11 protein-coding genes are annotated in these 11104 nt (G+C 69.3%); 5 read left to right on the top strand and 6 right to left on the bottom strand.

Features of this window, described 5'->3' with window-relative positions; translation table 11 throughout:
- Positions 1-18: 18 nt before the first annotated feature.
- Complete coding sequence (gene nrdF, locus PP359_RS14100) at positions 19-999, top strand: class 1b ribonucleoside-diphosphate reductase subunit beta (protein ID WP_005052315.1); 981 nt, start codon at positions 19-21, stop codon at positions 997-999.
- Positions 1000-1103: 104 nt separating this feature from the next.
- On the opposite strand, the gene PP359_RS14095 is transcribed toward nrdF, so the two are convergent.
- Complete coding sequence (locus PP359_RS14095) at positions 1104-1517, bottom strand: hypothetical protein (RefSeq protein WP_499250883.1); 414 nt, start codon at positions 1515-1517, stop codon at positions 1104-1106.
- An 89-nt stretch (positions 1518-1606) separates the two neighbouring features.
- Between PP359_RS14095 and PP359_RS14090 the strand changes: the two genes are divergently transcribed.
- The gene (locus PP359_RS14090) at positions 1607-2074 is read left to right on the top strand and encodes a DUF3817 domain-containing protein (protein WP_135949692.1); all 468 of its coding nucleotides are present in this window, start codon (positions 1607-1609) and stop codon (positions 2072-2074) included.
- 116 nt (positions 2075-2190) lie between these two features.
- Complete coding sequence (locus PP359_RS14085) at positions 2191-2601, top strand: MarR family winged helix-turn-helix transcriptional regulator (RefSeq protein WP_036316571.1); 411 nt, start codon at positions 2191-2193, stop codon at positions 2599-2601.
- Positions 2602-2639: 38 nt separating this feature from the next.
- Here the strand turns inward: PP359_RS14085 and PP359_RS14080 are convergent, their stop codons facing one another.
- Together PP359_RS14080 and PP359_RS14075 are read right to left on the bottom strand one after the other, a co-directional pair.
- The gene (locus tag PP359_RS14080) at positions 2640-3767 is read right to left on the bottom strand and encodes a class I SAM-dependent methyltransferase (RefSeq protein ID WP_499250882.1); all 1128 of its coding nucleotides are present in this window, start codon (positions 3765-3767) and stop codon (positions 2640-2642) included.
- Positions 3764-5056: a DUF4921 family protein gene (locus PP359_RS14075; protein ID WP_499250881.1), complete on the bottom strand. Its 1293-nt coding sequence runs from the start codon at positions 5054-5056 to the stop codon at positions 3764-3766. Before PP359_RS14075 ends, PP359_RS14080 begins: the two co-directional genes overlap by 4 nt.
- A 35-nt stretch (positions 5057-5091) precedes the next feature.
- Between PP359_RS14075 and PP359_RS14070 the strand changes: the two genes are divergently transcribed.
- Positions 5092-5472 (top strand): DoxX family protein, encoded by a 381-nt coding sequence (locus PP359_RS14070; RefSeq protein WP_039412155.1) that lies wholly within the window; start codon positions 5092-5094, stop codon positions 5470-5472.
- 55 nt (positions 5473-5527) lie between these two features.
- Here PP359_RS14070 and PP359_RS14065 read toward each other — a convergent pair whose 3' ends face one another.
- The 3 genes from PP359_RS14065 to PP359_RS14055 form a co-directional block, all read right to left on the bottom strand.
- Positions 5528-6910: an MFS transporter gene (locus PP359_RS14065; protein WP_036315951.1), complete on the bottom strand. Its 1383-nt coding sequence runs from the start codon at positions 6908-6910 to the stop codon at positions 5528-5530.
- A 139-nt stretch (positions 6911-7049) separates the two neighbouring features.
- Complete coding sequence (locus PP359_RS14060; protein ID WP_294980330.1) at positions 7050-7706, bottom strand: response regulator; 657 nt, start codon at positions 7704-7706, stop codon at positions 7050-7052.
- Positions 7703-9421 (bottom strand): sensor histidine kinase, encoded by a 1719-nt coding sequence (locus PP359_RS14055; RefSeq protein ID WP_499250880.1) that lies wholly within the window; start codon positions 9419-9421, stop codon positions 7703-7705. The genes PP359_RS14060 and PP359_RS14055 overlap by 4 nt, the downstream gene beginning before the upstream one ends.
- Before the next feature lie 139 nt (positions 9422-9560).
- Here PP359_RS14055 and citH point away from each other — a divergent pair, with 139 nt between their 5' ends.
- Positions 9561-11096: a citrate transporter CitH gene (gene citH / locus PP359_RS14050; RefSeq protein WP_036315962.1), complete on the top strand. Its 1536-nt coding sequence runs from the start codon at positions 9561-9563 to the stop codon at positions 11094-11096.
- Positions 11097-11104: the final 8 nt, after the last annotated feature.

Genomic DNA, 11104 nt, shown 5'->3' with positions numbered 1-11104 from the left:
GTTTGAAGGATTGACGACATGACCCCGTCCGAGCCGCTCAAGCTCATCGACCACGTCCAGGCGATCAACTGGAACCGCATTCAGGACGACAAGGACCTCGAGGTGTGGAACCGCCTCGTGAACAACTTCTGGTTGCCCGAGAAGGTGCCGCTGTCCAACGACATCCAGTCGTGGGCGACGCTCACTCCCGACGAGCAGACCACCACGATGCGGGTGTTCACCGGTCTGACGCTCCTGGACACCATCCAGGGCACCGTCGGCGCCGTCTCGCTCATCCCCGACGCGATCACGCCCCACGAAGAGGCCGTGTACACGAACATCGCGTTCATGGAGTCGGTGCACGCGAAGAGCTACTCGTCGATCTTCTCGACGCTGTGCTCCACGCCCGAGATCGATGACGCGTTCCGGTGGTCGGTGGAGAACCCGAACCTTCAGAAGAAGGCCCACATCGTCATGGACTACTACCGTGGCGACGAGCCGCTCAAGCGCAAGGTCGCCTCGACCCTGCTGGAGTCGTTCCTGTTCTACTCGGGCTTCTACCTGCCGCTGTACTGGTCGAGCAAGGCGAAGCTGACGAACACGGCCGACATCATCCGCCTCATCATCCGCGACGAGGCCGTGCACGGTTACTACATCGGCTACAAGTTCCAGAAGGGGCTCGAGAAGCTCACCCAGCCCGAGCGCGACGAGATCAAGGACTACACCTTCTCGCTGCTCTACGAGCTGTACGACAACGAGGTGCAGTACACGCAGGACCTCTACGACGGCATCGGCCTGACCGAGGACGTCAAGAAGTTCCTGCACTACAACGCCAACAAGGCGCTGATGAACCTCGGCTATGAGGCGATGTTCCCGTCGCAGCTGACCAACGTGAACCCCGCGATCCTCTCGGCCCTGTCGCCGAACGCCGATGAGAACCATGACTTCTTCAGCGGGTCGGGCTCGTCGTACGTCATCGGCAAGGCGGTCGCGACCGAGGACGACGACTGGGACTTCTGATCTGACCGACGTCGTCGAGTGGATGGCGCGACGCCCCCGAACCGTGCTCGATGAGCCGGCGCGGGGGCGTCGCGGCGTCGAGGGTCTTCGCTCGCCGCGAACGGTCAGGAGATGACGACAGCGCCGAAGCTCACCGGTCCCGGACACGGGCCGCCGCCCTCCGACCTGTAGGGGATCTCCGCGCGGACATCACGCGTAACGGTGCCGGTGGCATCGGTGATCACCACGCGCACCGTCGTGCCGGGCTCGATGCTGACGACGCTCGTGTCGGCGAGATACGGCGGTGCCAGCGGCATCCGTCCGCGGCCGTCGCGGCCGAGGGGGAGGGGCGCGGGGGCGCAGCCGTCGCCGAAGCACGCGGCCACCTCGCCGACGGTCAGGGCGGGGGCGACCTCGATCGTGGCGGGCCCGGGATTGACGAATCCGATGGCAGGGCACACCGGAACCATCGGCCCACAGCCTCCCAGCAGTCCGGTCGTCAGCAGTGCGGCCGCCGCCAGCGGAAAGCGACGTGTCATACGCGACACCCTAGGCACCGCGCGCAGCGGCGCCCGGTGCTCACAGGAAGTGCTCAGGCGGGACGGATTCCTTCAGTTATGCTGAAGGAATGCTTCGCACCCCCCTGTCTCTGTTTCGCACTCTCGCGTTCGCGGAGGCGGTGTCCTGGACGCTGCTCATCGCCGGTCTCGTCGTCCGCGCGACGACCGGGTGGGCGCCCGCGGTCACGATCGGCGGCGGCATCCACGGTTTCGTCTTCCTCTCCTACGGCGCCACGGTCGTGCTCGTTGCCCTCAACAACCGGTGGCCAGCGGGGCCGACCGCCGTCGCGCTGATCTCGGCGATCGTGCCCTACGCCACCATTCCGGTCGAGCTCTGGGTGCACCGTCGCGGCCTGCTCGCCGGTGCGTGGCGCGTTGAGGCTGCTGTCGATGCGGCGGACGCGCGGTGGTACGACGGCCCGTTGGCCTGGTTCCTGCGCCGCCCCTGGCTGCTGTTCGTCGGCATTCTCGTGGCCGTCGCCGCGATCTTCGCCGTGCTGCTGATCCTCGGCCCTCCCGGTGGTGCGAAGGCCTGATCCCCGCCCCGAGGTCAGCGCCTGGCGCCCGGCGAGCGGTGGCGTCAGCCCGTCAGCTGGAGAAGTCACGGGACGGCGACCCGTGCGCGGCACAGCGCATCGATAGCATGGACCGCATGACTCAGGACGGTCCCCGCTTCAGCCCCGTCATCGCGCTGCTCGCGGTGTCGGCGATGTGGGAGGAGCAGCTGGCGTCGATCCTCAAAGACCTCGGCATCAGCACCCGCAAGTTCGGTCTCCTCGGTCACATCTACGCCGAGCCCGGCATCTCGTTCTCCGAGCTGGCCCGCCGCTCGCACATCACAGTGCAGTCCGCCCATACCGCCGTCCGCACGCTCGTCGACGACGGCCTCGTGCAGGATGCCACGGCCCATGCCGGCGCCGCCAGCGATCTGCATGTCACCACGAAGGGAGCGCGCGTGCTGCAGGATGCACGACAGCGCCTCTTCGAGCTCGACGACGTCCTCGCCCAGCGCCTTCCCAAGGTCGCCGATTCGCTGGACGGCATCCGCGCCGGCATCGTCTGAGCACACGGCGGGCAGGCGAGGCTCGGGGCGGGGCCGGCTCACCGCTTCGTCGACACCGTCACCGTGAACTTCGGATCGCGGGAGACCTGATGCGTCGGCCCCACCACGCGCTCGAGCGTGGCGCGATATCGAAGCGGCGAGTTCCACACGCACCACAGCTGCCCGCCGGGCGCGAGAACCCGTGCGGCGTCGGCGAACAGGCGCGCCGCGATCGTCGTGGTCAGTGCGGCACCGGAATGAAACGGGGGATTCAGGGCGATGAACGACGCGCTCGCGGCGGCGCGTTCCTCCAGACCGTCCGCGCGCGCGACGCGGACTCGATCGCTCAGTGCGTTCGCTGCCACGGTCGCCGTAGCCGAGGCGACCGCCGCTGCCGACTGATCGCTCGCGTACACGTGCGCGGACGGATGCCGCCGCGCGAGCCACGCGCCCACGATGCCGGTGCCGCAGGCGAGATCGATCCAAGGGTCCTCGCGGGTGCCGCCCCCGGGAGAGCGGGGTGCGGCGTCGAGCGCGCTCAGCAGCGCCCGCGTCCCGATGTCCAGGCGAGCGCCCGCGAAGACCCCGCCGAAGGCGCGCACCTCCACGTCGTCGACGCGCGCGGCGGCGGGCACCGGGTCGCGACCGTCGTGCGGGCCTCGGGCGATCAGCGCCCGAGACTTCTGGCGGGCGTGAGTGACATCGACCGTCGTGAAGAACGCGCGCAGCACGTCGTTCATCGCGACGCTCATGTGCTTGATGCGGCCCCCGGCCACCACGGTGACATCGGATCTCGCGTGCGCCGCGATCAGTCCGGCGACATCGCGCAGCGCGTCCAGAGAGCGCGGCAGGCGCATCAGCACGACACGCGCGCCGGCGACCAGGGCCGCGTCCAGGGGGGCGGAGGAGATCTGCTCGGCCAGTCCCAGCGTGACGGCGTTGGAGAGCAGCGCCCTCTCACCCAGGACGGCGTCCTGGTGCACGCGCACCGCGGAGGCGCCGTCGTGGGCCGCTCCGAGAGCGAGGGCGCCGTAGGCGTCGCCGACGACGGCGATCTCACCGGCGCGGGCGCCGGTGCGCACAGCGGCCGATTCGTCGAGGATCAGGCGGTCTGCGGCATCCACCGCACCGAGACCCTCGCCCTCGACGTCGGGCGCGCGCCGAAGCCGCTCGAACGGCAGGCTCACGAGCGCTCCGCGTATCGCAGGACCGCGTCGGCTGGTGTGCACTCATCGCCGATGCGGATGCCGTCGGCGAGCCGTCCCGCCTCGCGCAGCTCCTGCAATCCCGCTACGGTGCGCCGGCGCAGCTCCCACGGATCGATCGTGTTGACGTAGATCTTCGTGCCGCCTTCGAAGCCGGCCGGGGTGGAGATGCGCCACTTGAGCACCACTCGCCAGGGCATGGGCCACGGCGCGCCCGGCGGACGATAGTGCCACTCTTCGTTGGTCGGCACGTGCACTCCGGTCGCGGCGTGCAGCGCGTGCAGCAGGTCGGACACGGCGCGGGTCTCGGCGTCCGTGTGCTCCTGCGGCAGGTTCGCTGCCGACGTCGAGAAGATCTCGAACGCCGGGTAGCGGTGCCCGACGCCCGCGAAGGCGACGGCGCCGTCCGTCGCCGCGACGACGAGACCCTCCGACACCGCGAGATCGGCGATCTCATGCTGGTACAGCCCGCGGTCGTGGGACAGCAGGCGCAGCTCGTGATCGACCTGCGGCCCGTGATCATCGATCGCGACGAGCTGCTTGTGCAGGTGCTCGAACGAGGCGCCCGCCGGACGCAGCCAGTTCTGGAAGACGCTCACGTACGCGGCGTGGGGTTGGGCGGCCTGGATCTCGGCCAGTGCCTGCACGGTGAAGGCGACGTAGGCCGCATGCTCGTCGGGGCTCAGCGTTCCCGCCGACGCCAGCTCGGCATCCGTGCTCGCACCGTCGACCACATGACGACGGGCGACGACGACGTCGTGGGAGCCGCCGAGCAGGTCCAACGCTGCTTCTTCAAGGCTGGTCTCGGCACCGGCCGCGCGGGCGCGGATCTCGGCGAGCTTCTCCATGTGCACGCGTCCCACGGGATCGGACAGATACTCCTCGGCCCACTGCACGATGCCGGTCGGTTGCCGGTAGCCGTGGTTCTCTCGCCAGTACTCCGCCGACACGATCTCGAACAGGTTGCCGAAGCGGCGGAACTCGGCGACGGAGTCGTTCAGCGCGTGGGCCGGCACCCGGCGCACCTCCTCGAAGCGCGGGCCGATCAGTCGGGCCTTCTCGGGCGTCGTCTCGAGGTAGCGATCCACGCAGAACGCACACAGACGACGGTCCTCGCCGGGTCCGAGACGGTGCACATCCTCGCGGGGTGCGCTGAGGGGGCGGTTCGCCCGACCCGGAACCGTCCAGACCCGCGTGCCGGTGAGGGGGCCGATCTGCTTGACGGTGCCGTCGGGCAGGCGCCGGATCGCTCGTGGTGCTCCGTCGCTCATGCCTCCAGCCTATCGAGGCGGAGCATACTGGCCTCATGAAGACCTTCGCGCGATGGCTCTTGGCCGCCGGCATGATGTTCGCCGGCCTGTCCCACCTGTTCTGGGCTCGTCGGGAGTTCCAGGCGCAGGTCCCCGACCTCGTCACCGATGTCCTGCCGATCGACAAGGACGGCGTGGTGGTCGCGTCCGGCGCGGTGGAGATCATGCTCGGAGCTGCTCTGATCGTGCTGCCGAAGGAGCGCAGGCGCGTCGGTTCCCTCCTCGCCGCGTTCTTCATCGCGATCTTCCCCGGCAACCTCGCGCAGGCCATGGATCGGCGCCCGGCCTTCGGCCTGGACAGCGATGCCGCTCGCCTGACGCGCCTGCTCTTCCAGCCGCTGCTGGTCGCCTGGGCCCTGCTCGCGACCCGAGATTGAGACGACAGAGGGAGGGGGTGGATGCCGCGGCATCCACCCCCTCCCTTTCACGTGCTCAGCGCGTGGGCTGCACCCGCACCGTGCCCGTCTCGGCGACCAGGCGTTCGCGATCCACGCGGTCGAGATCGTGCAGGGAGCTGCCCTTGGTCTCGCGCATCGAGACGACGGCGATCAAGGTGATGGCGGCGGCGACCGCCAGATACAGCGCGACGGGGATGTAACTGCCCGAGGCCGACAGCAGCGCTGTCGCGATGATCGGCGCGAGTGAGCCGGCGACGATGGACGTCACCTGGTAGCCGAGCGAGACGCCCGAGTAGCGCATGCGCGTCGGGAACATCTCCGACATGATCGCCGGCTGGGGCGCGTACATGAACGAGTGGATCACCAGGCCCAGGCAGATCGCCAGGATGATGATCGCGGGCTCTTTCGTGTTGAACATGGGGAAGGCGATGAAGCCCCACGCCGCTGCTCCGACCGTGCCGATCGCGTACACCGGCTTTCGGCCGATGCGGTCGGCGAGAGCCCCGACCAGCGGGATGACGATCATGTGGACGATGTGCGCGATCACCAGCATGCCGAGGATCTCGGCGGTGTTCACGTCCAACGCGATCTTCAGGTACGTGATCGAGAAGGTGACCACGAGGTAGTACATGATGTTCTCCGCGAAGCGCAGACCCATCGCGGTGAGCACGCCGCGCGGGTAGCGGCGGACGACCTCGAACACGCCGTAGCGATCGTGCTTCTGCTCCTCCGCCTCTTTCTGCGCCTCCAGGAAGATCGGCGCATCGCTGATCTTGGTGCGGATGTAGTAGCCGATCGCCACGATCACCACCGACAGCCAGAAGCCGACGCGCCAGCCCCAGGCGAGGAACGCCTCGGCGGAGAGGGTGCGGCTGAGCACGAGCAGCACGACAGTCGCGACGAGGTTGCCGATCGGCACGGCCGCCTGGGGGAACGATGCCCAGAAGCCGCGGGTCCTGTCGGGGGAGTGCTCGGCCACCAGCAGCACGCCGCCGCCCCATTCGCCACCGACGGCGAAGCCCTGGGCGAAGCGCAGCAGCACCAGCAGCGCCGGTGCCCAGTAGCCCACCTGCTGGAAGGTCGGCAGGCACCCCATGAGGAAGGTCGCCACCCCGACGAGGACGATGGCCAGCTGCAGCAGCTTCTTGCGACCGTACTTGTCGCCGAAGTGACCGAAGACGATGCCGCCGAGGGGGCGGGCGACGAACCCGACCGCATACGTGACGAATGCCGCGATGATGCCCGCATACGGATCGTCGGACGGCGGGAACATGATCAGGTTGAACACGAGCGTGGCCGCGGTGGCGTAGAGGAAGAACTCGTACCACTCGACGATCGTGCCGGCCATCGAGGCGCTGACCACGCGGCGGAGACCGGACTGCGGGGGCGTGCGGTGCGAAGCGGTCGCTGAAACCATGCGCTGATACCTCCTTGTAGAGCGCGATGCGACGAGGGATGCCGCGCCGTGGACGCTACCTGAAAAGTGATTCAGGTACAAGGTTCAGCGCTGCACAGTGCCTGTGCACGCGTGCACCGACGGGCGCACGCAGGCTCCGCTATGTGCGTCGACGCACGTACCGGTGCTCGGGGCGCCCCGTGGTGCCGTAGCGCAAACGCACGTCCACGATCCCGCGGGTCGCCAACGCCGCGAGGTGGCGCTGCGCAGTGGCGCGCGAGACACCCGCCCGATCGGCGATCTCCGCCGCCGAGGACTCGTCGTCGCCGAGCGCGCCCAGGATCACCCGCTCGGTCGCCGATCGTGACACTGACGACGTGTCGCCGCCCGCGTGCAGGATGCCGAGCGCTCGATCGATCTCGTCCTGCGACACGCTGCGCTCCTCGTCGAGCACGTTGCGAAAGCGCGCGTAGCGATCGAGGACCTCCACGAGGGCGCGCCGCTCGAACGGCTTCACGAGGTAGCCGAGCGCTCCGGCGCGCAGGGCGCGGCGCACCGTCAGCGCGTCGGTCGCGGCCGAGAGCACGAAGGCGTCGATCGGGTTCTCGCGGACGAATGCGATCCCGTCGCCGTCGGGCAGGTACGCGTCGACGAGCAGAAGATCGGGGTGTTCTGTGCGGACGGCGGCGGTCGCGTCGGCGAGCGTGCGCACCGGTGCGAGGGCGTGGTAGCCGGGGCGCTCGGCCACGATCTCGCGATGCAGCCCGGCGACGCGGAAGTCGTCGTCGACGACGAGGACGCGAAGGGGAGTGGTCATGAGGGGGGATCCCTTCGGTCGATGAATCGATCGGGTACGGGCCCGGCGTCGGAGGAGCCACCACCGAGGGCATCTCCCAGAACGCCGCACAACCGGGCACCGAACACCGCCCCCGTGAGCGCGGACGTCCCCGCGGCCTCGATGAGCCAGACGTCGCCCCCACGGCGGCGCGCCAGCTCGCGCGACAAGGGAAGGCCGACGCCGAGTCCGTGCACCCGGTCGGTTTCGGGAGCGGGTCGACGCCCGCGCGAGAAGAGATCCGCTTCGGCGTCCACACCGGCGTCCACACCGGCGCCGGAGTCGGCGACGGTGAGGACCAGATCGTGCCCGTCGCCGAAGCATCCGATCTCGACGCGGCGCGGCGCAGGCCCTTCGACAGCGGCTCGGATCGCGTTGTCGACGAGGTTGCCGAGCACGGCGGCCACATCCTCCACCTCGACCAGGTGCGCCAACAGCAGCGACTCCGGGTCGACGGAGACCCGTACGCCGCGCTCTCCCGCCTCGAGACCGTGCGCGCCGATGAGGGCGTGCAGCAGGCCGTCGCCGATGCGATCGATGTTCTCGACCGGGTAGTCGACGGGCCCGCGATGCAGCTGCTCGCCGAGGAACTCGCGAGCCTCGCCCGGGCGGTCGGCGTCGAGCATGCCGACGGCGACGTGAAGGCGGTTCGCGAACTCATGCCGCTGCACACGCAGTGCCCCGGTCATGGCCCGCACGGTGTCCAGCCGTTCGCTGAGCGCAGCGACGTCCGTGCGATCGCGGACGATCAGCACGGTGCCGAGGTTCCGCCCGGCGTGACGCACGGGCTGCGCGTCGGCATAGAGCACCCGGTCGCCCACGACCACCGCCTCACTCGCGGTGCCGTCTCGAGCCGCGGTGACGATCGCGGGGGCGACGCCCAGCTGCTCCAACGTCGTGCCCGAGGGGTCGCCGAGTTGCAGCATCCGCCGCGCCGCATCGTTGCAGAGGCGCACGACGCCGCGGTCGTCCAGCGCCACGACCCCGTCGCCGACGCCGTCGAGGACGGCGGCCTGGTTCTGCACCAGGGCGACGAGCTCTTCCGGCTGCAGACCCAGCGTGAGCCGCTCCCACCGTCGTCGCAGCACGATCGCGGCGATCGCTGCCAGCAGCACGCCGGCGCCGGCCGCTGCGGCGATGCCGCCGAGCAGCGCCGGCAGGTCGTCGAACACGCTGGAGGGTTCGAAGCCCACGCTCACCTCGCCGACCGGGGCGGCACCCGCGGGGTGGGTGCCGTCGGCGCCCGGGGGCCAGATGGGCACCTTCGCACGCGCCGAGACGCCGAGCGTGCCCTGCTGCCATGTCACGACCTCGTTGCCGGCGAGCACCTCGCGGAAGTCGGTGCTGACGGGCCGGCCGAGCAGCGCGGGATCGGGATGCGCCAGACGGATGCCGTGGTCGTCGGTGATCACGACGAAGAGGGTGCCGGTGTGCGCGGTGACATCGGCGGCCAGTTCCTGCAGCGGACCGCCCGACAGATCCGCGCCGCGGGGTGTGCCGGGATCGGCGCTGATCTCGGTGACCTCGGCGCGCACCTGCGGGTCGACGGCGATCGTGCGGGCGATGTTCAGCGCGGAGGTCTCGGCCGCTGCCCGCAGCTGCTGGACGCCCAGAAGTACAAAGACGAGAACGCACACGGCGACGACCGCGATCACCGTGGTCAGTTGCACGAGCATCACCCGCGTCGCGAACCTCATCTGGTGAGCATAATGCGCTGAACTCGCGTTGCGCGCAGAAGTCCACGCAATGAGAGATAGCGCGCGCGGGCGGGGCGAGATCCCTAGAGTCGCGGAATCCGGTCGACGAGGCGCGTCGACCGCAGACGAAGGAGTCGAGATGCCCCCTGTTCTCACGTCACTCGCGGCCGCGGCCGATGAGGGCTACGACCTGGCGTTCACGCCGTCGGACGGCGTGCTGGTCGTGCTCGGGTTCACGATGGTGCTCACGTTCATGGCGCTGATCATGACGCGCCGACTGACCCCCATGGTCGCCTTGATCGTGGTGCCGACGATCTTCGGCCTGTTCGCCGGCGCCGGCTTCGGTCTGGGCGACATGGTCATCGACGCGATCAAGTCCATGGCACCCACCGCCGCCCTGCTCATGTTCGCGATCATGTACTTCGGGATCATGATCGACGTCGGCCTGTTCGACCCGCTCATCCGTCTGATCACCCGCGTGCTCGGCGACGACCCCGCGAAGGTGGTGCTGGGCACCGCGCTGCTCGCCGGTGCGGTGTCGCTGGACGGTGACGGCTCGACGACGTTCATCATCACGACCTCGGCGATGCTGCCGATCTATCTGCGTCTCGGCATGAGCCCCGTGGTGCTCACGTGTGTCGCCGGACTCATGAACGGCACGCTCAACATCGTGCCGTGGGGCGGTCCCACCGTGCGCGCGGCATCCGCCCTTTCGCTGCAGCCGACGGACATCTTCGTGCCCATGCTCCCGTCGCTCGCGACGGGTCTGGTGATCTCGTTGGGCTTCGCCTGGTTCCTCGGGCTCGGCGAGCGTCGCCGTCTCGCCGGGTCGATCGACACCACCCGCATCGAGTCGACCCGCGGCGACGGCATCTTCGGCGCGCCCCGACTGTTCCGCGGCGCCGAGCCGAAGCCCGGTGCTGCCGCGACGCTGCGCACCGGCAACATCGTCACCGTGCGGGGAGCCCGCGGTGCGGTCGCCGCCACCGCGCTGGTGGATGCCGCCGACACCGCCATGGCCGACACCATGCTCGACCCGAACCGGCCCACGCTGCGCCCGCGTCTGATCTGGTTCAACCTCGCGCTGACCGTCGTCGTCATGGTGCTGCTGGTGCTCGACCTGTTCCCGCTGGCGTTCGTCTTCATGGTCGGTGCGGCGATCGCGCTGATCGTCAACTTCCCGAAGCTCAAGGGCCAAGCCGACGAGATCGTCGCCCACGCGCCCTCGATCGTCGGGGTCGTATCGATGGTCCTCGCCGCGGGTGTGCTGGTCGGCGTCCTCAACGGCACCGGGATGGTGACGGCGATGGCGTCGTGGATCACCGCGGTGATCCCCGCCGAGATGGGCCCCTTCCTTGCGGTCATCACGGGCGTGCTGTCGATCCCGTTCACGTTCTTCATGTCGAACGATGCGTTCTACTTCGGCATCCTGCCGGTGCTGGCCGAAAGTGCCTCGCACTTCGGCATCGCGCCCGTCGAGATGGCACGCGCCTCCATCACCGGGCAGCCCGTCCATCTGCAGAGCCCGCTCGTTCCCGCGATCCTGCTGCTGGTGTCGCTGGCGAACGTCAACCTCGGCGATCACCACAAGAAGGTGCTGTGGCGGGCCGCGCTGGTCTCATTGGCGATGCTCGCCGTCGGCGTTCTGGTGGGCGTGATCCCGCTCGCCGCCTGAGGGCGGTT

Source organism: Sphingomonas sp. BLCC-B65, from assembly GCF_028550675.1.
Taxonomy (GTDB): Bacteria; Actinomycetota; Actinomycetes; order Actinomycetales; family Microbacteriaceae; genus Microbacterium.
Note: the sequence above shows the minus strand (reverse complement) of the source record. Positions and strands in the feature narration are given on the sequence as shown.

Excerpts from the sequence above, each read along its gene's own strand:
- nrdF (WP_005052315.1), top strand. The coding sequence starts at position 19 with ATGACCCCGTCCGAGCCGCTCAAGCTCATCGACCACGTCCAGGCGATC.
- PP359_RS14095 (WP_499250883.1), bottom strand. The coding sequence starts at position 1,517 with ATGACACGTCGCTTTCCGCTGGCGGCGGCCGCACTGCTGACGACCGGA.
- PP359_RS14090 (WP_135949692.1), top strand. The coding sequence starts at position 1,607 with ATGCTTCGCACCCCCCTGTCTCTGTTTCGCACTCTCGCGTTCGCGGAG.
- PP359_RS14085 (WP_036316571.1), top strand. The coding sequence starts at position 2,191 with ATGACTCAGGACGGTCCCCGCTTCAGCCCCGTCATCGCGCTGCTCGCG.
- PP359_RS14075 (WP_499250881.1), bottom strand. The coding sequence starts at position 5,056 with ATGAGCGACGGAGCACCACGAGCGATCCGGCGCCTGCCCGACGGCACC.
- PP359_RS14070 (WP_039412155.1), top strand. The coding sequence starts at position 5,092 with ATGAAGACCTTCGCGCGATGGCTCTTGGCCGCCGGCATGATGTTCGCC.
- PP359_RS14065 (WP_036315951.1), bottom strand. The coding sequence starts at position 6,910 with ATGGTTTCAGCGACCGCTTCGCACCGCACGCCCCCGCAGTCCGGTCTC.
- PP359_RS14060 (WP_294980330.1), bottom strand. The coding sequence starts at position 7,706 with ATGACCACTCCCCTTCGCGTCCTCGTCGTCGACGACGACTTCCGCGTC.
- PP359_RS14055 (WP_499250880.1), bottom strand. The coding sequence starts at position 9,421 with ATGAGGTTCGCGACGCGGGTGATGCTCGTGCAACTGACCACGGTGATC.
- citH (WP_036315962.1), top strand. The coding sequence starts at position 9,561 with ATGCCCCCTGTTCTCACGTCACTCGCGGCCGCGGCCGATGAGGGCTAC.